This window comes from Falsochrobactrum tianjinense, from assembly GCF_019100495.1.
Taxonomy (GTDB): Bacteria; Pseudomonadota; Alphaproteobacteria; order Rhizobiales; family Rhizobiaceae; genus Brucella; species Brucella tianjinense.
In genome coordinates this window covers 1-14,221 of record NZ_JAHRVA010000001.1, presented here as the reverse complement: position 1 = coordinate 14,221, position 14,221 = coordinate 1, and the positions used below count along the sequence as shown (strand labels likewise).

The window sequence follows — 14,221 nt, the reverse complement described above, 5'->3', positions numbered from 1 at the left end:
GCGTGATTGTCAAGGAGCAAATCAATTTCCCGATTCGATCCACCCGTGCGGCCATGTGCGAAATCATGGACTTGCGAAATGCAGGCAATTTAGTTATGTGACGCCGGGTTGTCTGTCGCAATAAAGTATTGTTTGGGCGGACAAGAATGAAATTTCTCAAAAGAACGGGACGTATCCTTAAATGGCGCGCATCGTGATGAAATTCGGCGGCACCTCAGTGGCCGATCTGGAGCGCATCTGTAATGTGGCGCGCCACGTCAAACGCGAAGTCGATAGCGGCAATCAGGTTGCAGTCGTTGTTTCCGCCATGGCGGGCAAGACAAATGAACTGGTCGGCTGGGTGCAGAACATACCCAAGGTCTGCGGCGCAAGTTCCCCGATTTATGATGCGCGCGAATATGATACTATCGTCTCTTCCGGCGAGCAGGTAACGAGCGGCTTGCTTGCGATCGCGCTGCAATCGATCGGCGTGGATGCGCGGTCGTGGCAGGGCTGGCAGATTCCGATCAAGACCGACAATTCCCATGGCGCGGCGCGTATTCAGGAAATCGACGGCACCGAAATCATCCGCCGCATGGAAATGGGGCAGGTCGCGGTCGTGGCCGGTTTTCAGGGCGTGGGGCCGGACAATCGGGTGGCGACGCTGGGCCGTGGCGGATCAGATACGTCCGCCGTCGCCATTGCCGCCGGTGTGAAGGCCGATCGCTGCGATATCTATACGGATGTCGATGGCGTCTACACTACCGATCCGCGCATCGAGCCCAAGGCCAAGCGCCTTTCCCGCATCACGTTTGAGGAAATGCTGGAAATGGCCTCGCTGGGCGCCAAGGTCTTGCAGGTGCGTTCGGTCGAGCTTGCCATGGTACATAAGGTACGTACTTTCGTGCGCTCCAGCTTTACGGACCCCAATGCGCCGGGCATGGATGATCCGATCAATCCGCCCGGAACGCTCATTTGCGACGAGGAAGAAATCGTGGAACAGCAGGTCGTCACAGGTATCGCTTATGCGAAAGATGAGGCGCAAATTTCGCTCAGGCGCGTCAATGACCGCCCCGGCGTCTCCGCCGCTATTTTCGGACCGCTGGCTGAAGAATATATCAATGTCGATATGATTGTTCAGAACATTTCCGAAGATGGTTCCAAAACGGATATGACTTTCACCGTGCCGTCGGGCGATCTGGACAAGGCTGTCCGGGCCTTGGAAAAAGCCAAGGCCGAGGTGGGCTTCGACACGATCCAGTCCGAATCGGGGCTGGCCAAGATTTCGGTGATCGGCATCGGCATGCGCTCCCATGCGGGCGTGGCTGCGACCGCCTTCAAGGCGCTGGCCGAAAAAGGCATCAATATCCGCGCGATCACTACATCGGAAATCAAGATATCCATCCTGATCGACGGTCCCTATGCGGAACTGGCCGTGCGTACGCTGCACAGCGTTTACGATCTGGATAAGTAAACGGTATGAGGCGCAAGACAAACCGCACGCCGTAAACGGCGTGCGGCAGCGCAAGATTTCGCGAGTTGTCCGATTTTCTGCTGAATCCGCTGGACGTCCATGTCAAAAATGCTCACAAAGGACTTGGCGTAACGCTTCGCAAGCGGGTAATGGGAATCGGCTTTGCGAAAAGCTGCGCCCAACCTTGAGGAGCCCCTGACGATCATGCGAGATCTGACAACCGGTCCCCGCGTGCTGCTGAGGCGGTTGCGCGAATTGATGGCGGAACCGCTGGAGCCGCAGGAACGGCTTGACCGGATCGTTCGTGAAATCGCGCAGAATATGGTCGCGGAAGTCTGCTCCTTCTATATATTGCGCGCCGATGGCGTGCTCGAACTCTATGCCACCGAGGGCCTCAATCCGCAGTCGGTCCATCTGGCGCAATTGCGTCTGGGGCAGGGGCTGGTCGGCACCATTGCCGCGAGCGCGCGCCCGCTCAATCTAACGGATGCGCAGGGGCATCCGGCCTTCGCCTATCTGCCGGAAACGGGCGAAGAGGCTTATAATTCATTCCTCGGCGTCCCCGTGCTTCGCGCTGGCCGCACGCTTGGGGTTCTCGTGGTGCAGAACCAGACCAAGCGCGCCTATCGTGAAGACGAGGTGGAAGCGCTGGAAACCACGGCCATGGTTTTGGCCGAGATCATCGCGACAGGCGACGGCTTGCGTTTCGCACGCCCCGGCATCGAGCTGGATCTTGGGCGCCCGATGAGCGTGGGCGGCATGGCGCTCAATGACGGGATCGGCCTTGGGCATGTGGTGCTGCACGAGCCGCGTATCGTCGTCACCAATCTCTTCAATGAAGATAGCCAGGCCGAACTGAACCGGCTGGAAGACGCGCTGGGGTCTTTGCGTATTTCCATCGACGACATGCTCTCGCGCCGTGATGTGGCGGTTGAAGGCGAACATCGTGAGGTGCTGGAAGCTTATCGCATGTTCGCCCATGATCGTGGCTGGGTCCGGCGTCTGGAAGAGGCCATTCATAACGGACTGACAGCAGAGGCTGCGGTCGAAAAAGTGCAGAGCGATACGCGCGCGCGTATGATGCATCTGACCGATCCCTATATGCGCGAGCGCTTGTCGGATTTCGACGATCTCGCCAATCGCCTGCTGCGCCAGCTGATGGGGCGGGATATCAAGACCATGGCCGAATCGCTGGCCAAGGATGCAATCATCGTCGCCCGCTCGATGGGAGCGGCGGAATTGCTCGACTATCCGCGTGAGCGGCTGCGCGGTGTGGTGCTTGAAGATGGCGCGGCCACCAGCCATGTGGTGATCGTGGCGCGCGCCATGGGCATTCCCGTCGTGGGGCAGGCCAAGGGCGCCGTCTCCATGGCGGAAAACAACGATGCGGCAATCGTCGATGGAGACGAGGGCATCGTCCATCTGCGTCCGCAAACCGATGTGGAAGGGGCTTATGCCGAGAAAGTGCGTTTTCGCGCACGGCGCCAGGCACATTATCGCGAATTGCGCGACAAGCCATCGATGACGCGCGACGGCGTGGAAATTTCATTGCTGATGAATGCCGGACTTCTGGTGGATCTGCCGCAGCTTGCTGCTTCGGGTGCCGCCGGTATCGGGCTTTTCCGCACCGAGCTCCAGTTTATGGTGGCTTCGACCTTCCCGCGCGCCGAACAGCAGGAGCGGCTCTACCGCTCGGTGATCGAGGCGTCTGGCAACAAGCCGGTGACGTTCCGCACGCTGGATATTGGCGGCGACAAGGTACTGCCTTACTTCCGCACGACCGTGCAGGAGGAAAATCCCGCGCTTGGCTGGCGTGCCATTCGCTTGACGCTTGACCGTCCCGGCCTGTTGCGCACCCAGTTGCGCGCGCTTTTGAAGGCGGCTGGCGGACGCGAACTTCGTCTCATGCTGCCGATGGTTACAGAAGTGAGCGAAGTGAAGGCGGCGCGCGAGATCATTGACCGCGAAGTCCGCCATCTTTCGCGCTTTGCGCATGCATTGCCGCTCAATCTCAAGCTTGGAGCCATGGTCGAGGTTCCCGCGCTTTTGTGGCAGCTTGACGAATTGATGGCGAGCGTGGATTTCGTCTCTGTAGGTTCGAACGACCTGTTCCAGTTCCTGATGGCGGTGGATCGTGGAAATTCACTGATTTCCGACCGTTTTGACCAGCTTTCACCGGCTTTTCTGCGCACGCTTCGCCATATTGTCGACGCGGGCCAGCGCCATGGCAAGCCGGTCACGCTTTGCGGCGAAATGGCGGGGCGCCCGCTGAGTGCCATGACGCTGATCGGCCTGGGCTTCCGCTCGATTTCCATGTCGGCGGCATCCATCGGCCCGGTCAAGGCCATGCTGGGTGCACTCGACGCAGGCAAGCTGAATAACCTTCTGCTCGGCGAGCTCGACAAGCAAAACAAGGCGCATTCGCTGCGCGAACTGCTGCTTGAGTTTGCACAGGACAACGATATCCCGTTATAGCGACGAGAATTTTATGTGACGGGCCGCAGTGCTGGCCGCGCTCGACCGCATATTTATGCGCTATGGATAAATTTTAGGACATGATGATGATCGCATTGCCGCAGGACCGGATGGACCAGCTTTTAAAGCGGTTTTCCATGATTGAAAGCCAGATGGCCAACAATCCGGATTCCGAAACCTATGTGAAACTGGCTTCCGAATATTCCGAGCTTCAGGATGTTGTCAGTAAAATCCGCGAACTGACCGATGCGCGCAAGGAAGTGCAGGATCTGGCGGCGATGCGTGACGATGCTTCAACGGATGCGGAGATGCGCGCGCTGGCTAATGAGGAATTGCCGCAGGTGGAAAACCGCATCGAAGAACTGGAGCAGGAGGTACAAATCCTGCTGCTGCCCAAGGATGCGGCAGACGAAAAGAACGCTATTCTTGAAATCCGCGCCGGTACAGGCGGGCTTGAGGCAGCGCTTTTTGCGGGCGATCTGTTTCGCATGTATGAGCGCTATGCCAGCGAGAAAGGTTGGCGCGTCGAACTGGTTTCGGCCAGTGAAGGCGATGCGGGTGGATACAAGGAAATCATCGCAACAGTTTCGGGCCGGGGCGTGTTCTCGAAGCTCAAATTCGAATCAGGGGTGCACCGCGTACAGCGGGTGCCGGAAACGGAAGGCGGCGGGCGTATTCATACATCTGCGGCGACGGTTGCTGTGCTGCCAGAGGCTGAAGATATCGATATAGAGATTCGCAACGAAGATATCCGCATCGACACGATGCGCGCCTCAGGCGCTGGCGGACAGCACGTCAACACAACCGATTCGGCCGTGCGCATCACGCATATCCCGACCGGACTTATGGTGGTGCAGGCAGAGAAATCGCAGCACCAGAACCGCGCCCGCGCCATGCAGATCTTGCGCGCGCGCCTTTACGACATGGAGCGGCAGAAAGCGGATAGCGAACGCTCGGAAGCACGCCGCAGCCAAGTAGGCTCGGGCGACCGTTCGGAACGCATCCGCACCTATAATTTTCCGCAAGGCCGCGTTACCGATCACCGCATCAACCTCACGCTCTACAAGCTGGACCGCGTGATGGAAGGCGATCTCGACGAACTGATTGATGCGCTGATTTCCGATCACCAGACCGCACTTCTGACGGAACTGGGTGGCCAGGCGTGAACCACGAGCGACCAGAACGACTCGATCAGCTGATGCAAGCCGCGCGCGCGCGGCTTCGCGAAGCGTGTATTGATACGCCCGATCTGGACGCCCGCCTTCTGGTCGAATGGGCTACGGGCGCGACTCGGCTCGATCTGATTTCCACGCCTGAAATGACATTCGATGTGACGCAGGTCGCGCAATTGGATGCAGCGTTGCAACGTCGCATTGGTGGTGAGCCTGTACACCGGATCATCGGCATACGCGAATTTCACGGCCTGCCGTTCCGGCTTTCACCGGAAACGCTGGAGCCGCGCCCGGATACGGAAGCGCTGGTGGAGCTTGTTATGCCGCATATCGAACCCCTGATCGAACGGCATGGCTACGCGGATATGCTCGATATGGGAACGGGAACCGGGGCAATCGCCATCGCGCTGTTGCACCGGTTTGAGAAACTGCACGGCGTCGGGCTGGATATATCTGAGGGTGCGCTGGCCATGGCGCGGATCAATGCCATCGCAAACGGGGTGAGCGAACGGTTCGCCGCCCTGAAAAGCGACTGGTTCACCAATGTGAGCGGAAAGTTTCATCTTATCGTATCAAACCCGCCCTATATTCCGCATGAGGAGATAGCGGAGTTGGCGCGCGAGGTGCGTGAGCACGATCCGCTGGCAGCGCTAGATGGCGGCATAGATGGATTAGATTTTTATCGGGCCCTTGCACAAGGGGCAACACCATACCTATATAAGCATGGAATGATTGCCGTCGAGATTGGCGCAGGCCAGTTTGACGATGTTCACGCGCTCTTTGAAAGCGGCGGCTTTTCTTTTGTCGATGCTGCAAGCGATCTTGGTGGCCACCGAAGGGCCATGATTTTTACCCTTGCAGCGGGACGCTAAAAAACACTCATCGACCCCAAAAAAAACACTTGGAATTTACGGCGAAGCCGTTTAGTTTCCAGCCACCGATACAGCCAGAATGGTTTTGCCCGCTTGAGGGCGGTGGCGAAAATACTCCATGACGATTTAAGGTCATGCTCCCTTGAGAGGCAATTCTTCTAAAGGGATGGTTTGTACGGAAGCGCAAGACTTTCAGAATTATTTCCGGGAAGCAGGGTTTTTCGGAGGGAGTTACGCGCGTAACACTAACCATAAGATTCATGTTGTTCGTAATGAAACAACGGGAATTCAGGAACATTCGATATGCAGGAAGTTCAGGGTGTACTTCCTCCATGGTTCGATAATGCGAAGCCGGTGGCTGTTTTTGGCTACGGATTTCTACACCCTTTAATCTGAAAAGAGATGAATAATGAGGCCAGCACAGCAGAACAGGCGTATGCGCGGACGGGGGAATAACAATAATAATAACAATAACCGCAAAGGCCCCAATCCTCTGTCGCGCAACTATGAAAGCAATGGCCCGGACGTGAAAATCCGCGGCAACGCCCAGCATATTGCAGAAAAATACACGACCCTGGCACGGGACGCGCAAGCATCTGGCGACCGCGTGATCGCTGAAAATTATCTTCAGCACGCCGAACATTACAACCGCATCATCATGGCGGCTATGGCGCAGAACAATATTCCGTTCCAGCGTGAAGAGACATTCGACAATGATGGCGCTGACGAAGACGAGACAGGCTTCAGCCCTGCCGCGTCCGCACCGCAGCCAGCCAGCGGCACCGGGCCGCAGCCTGTTATCGAAGGCACTCCGGCAGAAGTTATTTATGGCGAGGAAGGCGGCGAAGGCCGTTCGCAGCAACGCGAAGGGCGCGAACAGCGTCGCCCTGTCCGAGGTCGCCGCCCGCAACGCGAACGCTTCAACGCGGAAGAAGCCTCCGAACAGCCGACTATTGAAGCAGTGGCTGAAACACCGGTTGCCGCTGCTGCCGAGGTCAAGGACGCTTCCGCTCCCGTAGCGGAAACACCCGCAGTTGCTCCCGTTCCTACTCCCGCTCCGGCGGTTGAAAAGACAGCTCCCGCAGCTGTTGAAGGACCTGTCGCTCCGGTTGTGAAAAAAGCACCCGCAGCCAAGAAGGCTGCACCGGCTGCGGTGGAAGCCGCTCCGGTCGAGGGAGCGGAAGAAGAAGGAACCGTGCGCCGTACCACGCGCCGCCCCGGTCGTCCGCGCCGCGTGGCGAAGGACGAGAATGCCAGCGAGACGCCGGTGGCAGAAACGACTGCTTCTGACGTTTGATTGCGATTGTTTCGCAGACTGATTTTGAAAGAATGGCGCGGTTTTCCGCGCCATTTTTATTTGGAATTCACCATTCCGGGCACTCTTGCCGAAACTGTGATGCCTTCCCATATGATTTGATGGATAAGGGGCCAGCCGCTAACGGGGGTTCCGTCACCAAATGTCTTCCGATGCCACAAAGGGTCGGAAGGAAAAGGAGACATCATGAATATTGAAAAATATACTGAGCGGGTTCGGGGGTTCATTCAGTCGGCCCAGACTGTCGCTCTTTCTTCCAGCAATCAGCAGTTTACGCCTGAGCATCTTCTGAAAGTTCTCGTCGATGACGAGGAGGGACTGGCCGCATCGCTGATTGAGCGGGCAGGAGGACGCGTCAAGGAAGTGCAGATCGGCTTGCAGGGCGCGCTTGAAAAACTGCCCAAGGTCACGGGCGGCAATGACCAGCTTTATCTGGCGCAGCCGCTGGCAAAGGTTTTTACGCTTGCGGAAGAACTGGCCAGCAAGGCGGGCGACAGTTTTGTCACCGTCGAGCGGCTCCTGACCGCGCTGGCAATCGAAAAATCCGCAAAGACATCCGAGATTCTTTCCAGCGCCGGTGTGACGCCGACGGCGCTTAACAAGGCCATCAACGATATGCGCAAGGGACGTACCGCCGATTCGGCTTCTGCTGAAAGCAATTATGATGCATTGAAGAAATATGCGCGCGATCTGACGGAGGATGCGCGTTCGGGCAGGCTCGATCCGGTGATTGGCCGCGACGAGGAAATCCGCCGCACGATTCAGGTTCTTTCGCGCCGTACCAAGAACAATCCGGTGCTGATCGGCGAGCCGGGCGTCGGCAAGACGGCCATCGCTGAAGGCCTGGCGCTGCGCATTGTCAATGGCGACGTGCCCGAATCACTCAAGGACAAGCAGTTGATGGCGCTCGATATGGGCGCGCTGATTGCCGGTGCGAAATATCGCGGCGAGTTCGAGGAACGGCTCAAGACCGTGCTTTCGGAAGTGCAAACGGCTGCGGGCCAGATCATTCTGTTCATCGATGAAATGCACACGCTGGTCGGCGCGGGCAAGGCGGATGGCGCGATGGACGCCTCCAATCTGCTCAAGCCTGCGCTTGCACGTGGTGAGTTGCACTGCGTCGGCGCGACCACGCTTGAGGAATATCGCAAATATGTCGAGAAGGACGCAGCCCTTGCCCGGCGCTTCCAGCCGGTATTCGTCAATGAGCCGACAATTGAAGATACGATCTCGATTCTGCGCGGCCTGAAAGAAAAATACGAGCAGCATCATAAGGTACGCGTTTCGGACTCGGCGCTTGTTGCCGCAGCAACCTTATCGAATCGCTACATCACCGACCGCTTTTTGCCGGACAAGGCCATTGATCTGGTTGATGAGGCCGCGTCGCGGCTGCGCATGCAGGTTGATTCCAAGCCCGAAGAACTCGACGAGATTGACCGCCGCGTCATGCAGCTCAAGATCGAGCGCGAGGCGCTGAAAGTCGAGACGGATGAGGCTTCTCGCGATCGCTTGCAGCGCCTTGAAAAAGAACTGAGCGATCTGGAAGAGGAATCAGGCGAACTGACGGCCAAGTGGCAGGCGGAAAAGCAGAAGCTCGGCCTTGCCGCCGATCTCAAGGGGCAGCTTGATGAGGCGCGCAACGCTCTCGCTATCGCGCAGCGCAATGGCGAATTCCAGAAAGCGGGCGAACTGGCCTATGGCAAGATTCCGCAGCTTGAAAAGCAGCTTGTCGAAGCAGAAAGCCAGGAAAACAGGGGGTCGCTGCTTGAAGAAACCGTGACGCCGGATCATGTGGCGCAGATCGTCTCGCGCTGGACCGGCATTCCTGTGGACCGGATGCTGGAAGGCGAGCGCGAGAAGCTGCTGCGTATGGAAGATGAAATCGGCAAGCGTGTCATCGGGCAGGGCGAGGCGGTCCAGGCCATTTCCAAGGCGGTGCGCCGCGCGCGCGCCGGTTTGCAGGACCCCAATCGTCCCATCGGCTCGTTCATCTTCCTCGGCCCCACCGGCGTGGGCAAGACGGAGCTGACCAAGGCGCTGGCCTCGTTCATGTTTCAGGACGACACGGCGATGGTGCGAATCGATATGTCGGAATTCATGGAAAAGCATTCCGTGAGCCGTCTGATCGGCGCGCCTCCCGGCTATGTCGGCTATGAGGAAGGCGGCGTACTGACCGAGGCAGTGCGGCGCAGGCCCTATCAGGTGATTCTATTCGACGAGATCGAAAAGGCGCATCCGGACGTCTTCAACGTGCTGTTGCAGGTGCTTGATGATGGCCGTTTGACCGATGGGCAGGGACGCACGGTCGATTTCCGAAATACAGTCATCATTATGACCTCCAATCTGGGTGCGGAATATCTGGTCAGCCTTGGTGAGAATGAAGATGTGGACAGCGTTCGCGAAGAGGTGATGGGGGTTGTGCGTTCCGCCTTCCGCCCGGAATTCCTCAACCGTGTCGATGAGATCATCCTGTTCCACCGGCTGCGCCGCGAAGACATGGGTGCGATTGTCGATATCCAGATGCAGCGCCTCCAGGATCTGCTGGCCGATCGCAAGATCAGCTTGCAGCTTGAGGATGAGGCGCGCGAATGGCTGGCCCAGAAGGGTTACGATCCTGCCTATGGCGCACGCCCGCTCAAGCGCGTGATCCAGAAGGAGGTTCAGGACCCGCTCGCCGAGCGCATCCTGATCGGGGATATTCTCGACGGTTCCATCGTCAGGATATTGGCCGGTTCGGATCGCCTCAACTTCCGCCCGGTTCGGGTGGTGGATGCGGACGAGCCTGCGAAGGAAGAAGAAAAAGCGTAAAATACCGCTTGGGCGCCGTAATCATGCCGGTTGCGGCGCTCTTGCAATTTCCTGCTGGCACCGAATGATGCGGCCATTTTCATGTCCAGTTCATCTGCCATGGGCTGTTATAGATAAATTATTAACTATATTTACGGCATCCATGATCACTGGATCATTCAGGGTTTCCTTCATGGCGCATTCCATACGCATGTCTCGCTTCGCATTATTCGGCACCGCCATGGCGCTCGCCTCCGGCGGCAGCGCTTTTGCGGAAGACGGTCATTCATTGTCTTCTGCTCCGCAGCCGGTGCAGCTTGCGCAATTGTTCGATTATGGCGGCGGCGATCACGGCGTGCGCGTCTATGTCGATGAATATGGACGTCAGGTGACGGTGGACCGGCGCGGGCGCGTATTGCATGTCGAGGAGCCGCGGCGTTCTTCGGGATGGTCGAGGCGGAATGTGCCGTCACAGGAAGGAAACTGGACGCTTGATGGCCCGGTCGATGGTGGTGCACCCTATGACGGGTTTGGAGATGTGCCGGAAGATCCCAATTATTATCCAGAAGCACCTGCGGCTCCGGGCTATGACTATAATCGGGACGGACAGATCGAGAGATCCGAACTGCCGCCACCCGGATCGGGCTATCCTGATTCGGGAGCTCCGACTGCCAGCATAGATCGTGGCTATGGTGAGCCGGATTACGGACAGCCTTCCATCCAGCCGCGCGGAATTCCCGATTCGGGCGACTTGATGCCCGCAATCGAAATGCCGCAAGGGCAGGGTGCCAAGCAGAAAATTGCCGCCTATCAGGTGCTGCTCGATCGGGCGGGCGCATCTCCGGGCGTCATCGACGGGCGTTCCGGCTCCAACGTCGACAAGGCTACTGCCGCTTACGGAGAAATGACCGGCAAATTCCTCAATCCTGCCGATGAGGCGGCGATCAATGCGGAACTTGAAGCGACCGGCGGCCCGGCATTCACCGAATATACCATCACCAATGAGGATGTGGGGCGACAATATATAGCCTCCATTCCGAGCGATTATGCGCATAAGGCGCAGCTTCCGGCGATGGCCTATATATCGGTGACTGAGATGCTTGCCGAAAAATTCCATATCGACGAGCCCTATCTCAAGGAGATCAACCCCGGAGTGAACTTCAACCATCCGGGAACGACCATCAAAGTGCCTAATCTGGGCAGGCCGGTCCGCGCGCAGGTAGCGCGAATCATTGCGGATAAGGGCCGTAAGCAGGTGCGTGGCTATGATGAGAGCGGCAAGCTCGTGGTTGCCTACCCGTCGACAATTGGTTCGTCGGACAACCCGTCACCCTCGGGGAATGTTCAGGTGCAGCGTATCGCGATCAACCCGAACTATACTTATAATCCGAAAATCAATTTCAAGCAGGGCAATAATGACAAGGTGCTGACCATTCCGCCCGGCCCGAACGGTCCTGTCGGTACAGTCTGGATCGCACTTTCAAAGCCCACCTACGGTATTCACGGCACGCCGGAACCTTCGCGAATCGGCAAGACGTCCAGTCATGGCTGCGTCCGGCTCACCAATTGGGATGCCGAGGAGCTCGCCAAGCTAGTGAAGGCCGGTGTGTCGGTGGAGTTTACCGAATAGAACGGTTTGGCAGGGCAATTTGCCTTATCGAAAGCCTCTTCGATGTTTTGGGCAAGGCTTGCGTTTATCGCGGGCCGCTCATCAGCTTTTCGCCGATCCGGTCGAGGCGAGCCTGGTGCCATTATCATCGCTGTTGAGCAATGTATCAATGCGATCCCGCTCTTGCTTGAAAGCTTCAAGCTCCTTGCCCTTCAGAGCTTTGTTGTCGGGCAGGCGGATGCGTAGCGGATCGACCTTGGTGCCGTTGACGATCAGTTCGTAGTGCAGATGCGGACCGGTTGAAAGTCCGGTGGAGCCAACATAGCCAATGACCTGACCCTGACGGACGCGCGCCCCGACCGTGACACCGCGGGCAATCGCGTTTTGATGATTGTAGCTGGTGACGTAACCATTGGCGTGGCGAATCAGCGTCTGGTTGCCGTAACCATTGGACCAACCTGCTTTTTCGACCACCCCGTTGCCTGATGCGATGATCGGCGTGCCGCGCGGCGCGGCCCAGTCGACACCCGTATGCATGCGGCTGTAACCCAGAATCGGGTGGCGGCGCATGCCGAATGGCGAACGGAAGACCCCGTTGGGAACCGGATTGCGCAGCAGGAATTGCTTGGCGCTCTTTCCGTTCTGGTCGAAATAATCGACGCTGCCATCCGGAGCCTGATAACGATAGAATTTGCGTGTCGTTCCGCCAAAGTTTGCTGCCACATAAAGAAGCTGCGAATCGCCATTGGCTTTTTCGGAATCTTCCGGCAGGGAGAAGAAGGCGTCGATGCGGTCGGTCTGCGACAGCCGCGCTTGCAGGTCGACATCGGAGGCCAGCATCTTGACGAGCTGCTCGCGCATCGTCTCGGTCATGCCATAGGCGAGGGCAGCGCGGCTTATGCCATCATAAACGGTTGGCAGATTGCCGCGAATCGCTGCCGGCGGGGCATCGCCATCGAAGGCCGAAGCTAGAAGCGGCGTCGATTCCGGTTCATCGGAGGGCACATATTGCTGGCGGTCGTTGAACGCGACTGTTACCAGATGAGTGGTGCGGTGATAGACGCTCGCCCGCACGATACGGTCGACGTCATCGCGCGTTTCGGTTCCGATACGCAGGACGGTGCCTTCTTTCAGGCGCGAAGAATTCAAAAGTTTCGACAGAGCCTGCGCCATGTCGGTCGCGTCTTCGCCGGTATAGCCGGCATTTTGCAGCGCCTGCTTGATATTCATCGTTTGCCGGAAGGGAATCAGCTCTTCCGAGAAGCCATCACCGGAATCTTCATCGTCCGCACGGGGGGCGACGCTTACATTTTCCTGCGTGATTTTCACGCCGAGCGCCGGGCTGAGGGCAAAGGATGAATCGCTTCCGCCGAAGCGCACCGGATCGATATAATGCAATGAGGCAACCTGCACGTCGCCGTCGGTCAGCAACACGCCGGTATCGCGCACCACTTTTTCCACTTCGTCGACGGTCAGGTCGTTTGCGGCATCAAAACTGGACTTGCCAAGGGGGAAATCGACCACACGCAGGCTGATCTCGCTTTCAACCTTTGCGCCATAAATCTGGCCGGCATCGGCGGGCGGCGGTGCGGTAGGACCTTCGGAGAATATGGTGAGTGCATCGAATGGCGGGTATTTCCGGCTGGAAGGGTGGTCCACTGCCAGGGCCATATGCACCAGTTCAAAAGGTCGAGTGCGGATAACTTCACGCTCGCCGACTTTCTGCATGGTCGACAGATCAAAACGTCGGCGATCCTTGGGCTTTTGCCGCGAAATCGTGCTGATGACCCGGTCGCCTTTGGTAATGCTGGTATCGTTGGTCACGCCGGGCATGTCGTTGCGGGCAAGAATTTCAGGGGGCGTCGCCAATTGTTCTCGGCCATCAAGAGCGGCGAAAAGAGCGATGCCGATCAGCATGCAGGAAGTGACGCCAGTCAGGAAAGTGCCGGCAAGCCAGCGAGCCGAAACTTCGCGTCTGTCAGGTGGACGTCGCCTTCCGCCCACAGTCAGCGGGGGCTCGTCACCCGGATCGAGATTATTCGGCCCCAATTCTTTCATGCCGCTATAGCAGGCCCTTTTTCAAATCTGTCGCATATAGATGCGTGAGCGTGATTTCTCAGAAAAGCAGCCAGGCCGCTTATCCGGCGTATGGTGACTTCCTCTATGATGGAAGGCCCTCAAACAGGTTGCGCGATTCTGCCTGCCCAAGGTGTATAAGTCAACGAGAAGCGGGCTCGCGCACGTTATTCACAGCCCTGCGACCCGCGTCTCAAGTGCTGCGGGCTTTTATTTGAATAATGAGGCCGGTTTGTGACCCCGGCTCTTTCCTGCTTCCGGCTGCTTCTGGTCCCGCTCGCGGCCCTGTTCGTGGCTATGAGGCGATCCTTACACGACTCCTATATAAGGCGCACCTGTGGAAAACTTGTCCATCTGGTTTTTTGTCAAAAAAACATCAAATAAGTTGGAAAGCGGTGTTGACAGGAGCAATGGCTCGCCCCTATATAGCGCCACAACGAGGGCGGCGGCGCTGCTAGCGGC

At 57.8% G+C, this 14,221-nt stretch carries 8 protein-coding genes; 7 read left to right on the top strand and 1 reads right to left on the bottom strand.

Annotated features, from left to right (window positions below; translation table 11 throughout):
- Nucleotides 1-181: 181 nt before the first annotated feature.
- The 7 genes from KUG47_RS00040 (at nt 182) to KUG47_RS00010 (ending at nt 11,704) form a co-directional block, all read left to right on the top strand.
- Nucleotides 182-1,453 carry an aspartate kinase gene (locus tag KUG47_RS00040; RefSeq protein ID WP_217675919.1) on the top strand — a complete coding sequence of 424 codons (1,272 nt, stop codon included), beginning with the start codon at nt 182-184 and terminating at the stop codon, nt 1,451-1,453.
- Nucleotides 1,454-1,657: 204 nt separating this feature from the next.
- Nucleotides 1,658-3,928, top strand: coding sequence for a phosphoenolpyruvate--protein phosphotransferase (gene ptsP, locus KUG47_RS00035; protein WP_217675918.1), 2,271 nt, complete (start codon nt 1,658-1,660; stop codon nt 3,926-3,928).
- Nucleotides 3,929-4,014: 86 nt separating this feature from the next.
- A complete protein-coding gene (gene prfA / locus KUG47_RS00030) occupies nt 4,015-5,094 on the top strand; it encodes a peptide chain release factor 1 (RefSeq protein WP_217676917.1) in 1,080 nt (359 codons plus the stop codon).
- Nucleotides 5,095-5,126: 32 nt separating this feature from the next.
- A complete protein-coding gene (prmC, locus tag KUG47_RS00025) occupies nt 5,127-5,972 on the top strand; it encodes a peptide chain release factor N(5)-glutamine methyltransferase (RefSeq protein ID WP_254799279.1) in 846 nt (281 codons plus the stop codon).
- A gap of 409 nt (nt 5,973-6,381) precedes the next feature.
- Nucleotides 6,382-7,269 (top strand): DUF4167 domain-containing protein, encoded by an 888-nt coding sequence (locus KUG47_RS00020; protein ID WP_217675916.1) that lies wholly within the window; start codon nt 6,382-6,384, stop codon nt 7,267-7,269.
- A 204-nt stretch (nt 7,270-7,473) separates the two neighbouring features.
- The gene (clpB, locus tag KUG47_RS00015) at nt 7,474-10,095 is read left to right on the top strand and encodes an ATP-dependent chaperone ClpB (RefSeq protein WP_217675915.1); all 2,622 of its coding nucleotides are present in this window, start codon (nt 7,474-7,476) and stop codon (nt 10,093-10,095) included.
- 220 nt (nt 10,096-10,315) lie between these two features.
- Complete coding sequence (locus KUG47_RS00010) at nt 10,316-11,704, top strand: L,D-transpeptidase (RefSeq protein ID WP_422718053.1); 1,389 nt, start codon at nt 10,316-10,318, stop codon at nt 11,702-11,704.
- 81 nt (nt 11,705-11,785) lie between these two features.
- Here the strand turns inward: KUG47_RS00010 and KUG47_RS00005 are convergent, their stop codons facing one another.
- Nucleotides 11,786-13,741 carry a M23 family metallopeptidase gene (locus tag KUG47_RS00005; RefSeq protein WP_217675913.1) on the bottom strand — a complete coding sequence of 652 codons (1,956 nt, stop codon included), beginning with the start codon at nt 13,739-13,741 and terminating at the stop codon, nt 11,786-11,788.
- Nucleotides 13,742-14,221 lie beyond the last annotated feature (480 nt).

Excerpts from the sequence above, each read along its gene's own strand:
- KUG47_RS00005 (WP_217675913.1), bottom strand. The coding sequence starts at position 13,741 with ATGAAAGAATTGGGGCCGAATAATCTCGATCCGGGTGACGAGCCCCCG.
- ptsP (WP_217675918.1), top strand. The coding sequence starts at position 1,658 with ATGCGAGATCTGACAACCGGTCCCCGCGTGCTGCTGAGGCGGTTGCGC.
- prmC (WP_254799279.1), top strand. The coding sequence starts at position 5,127 with ATGCAAGCCGCGCGCGCGCGGCTTCGCGAAGCGTGTATTGATACGCCC.
- KUG47_RS00010 (WP_422718053.1), top strand. The coding sequence starts at position 10,316 with ATGGCGCTCGCCTCCGGCGGCAGCGCTTTTGCGGAAGACGGTCATTCA.
- clpB (WP_217675915.1), top strand. The coding sequence starts at position 7,474 with ATGAATATTGAAAAATATACTGAGCGGGTTCGGGGGTTCATTCAGTCG.
- KUG47_RS00040 (WP_217675919.1), top strand. The coding sequence starts at position 182 with ATGGCGCGCATCGTGATGAAATTCGGCGGCACCTCAGTGGCCGATCTG.
- prfA (WP_217676917.1), top strand. The coding sequence starts at position 4,015 with ATGATCGCATTGCCGCAGGACCGGATGGACCAGCTTTTAAAGCGGTTT.
- KUG47_RS00020 (WP_217675916.1), top strand. The coding sequence starts at position 6,382 with ATGAGGCCAGCACAGCAGAACAGGCGTATGCGCGGACGGGGGAATAAC.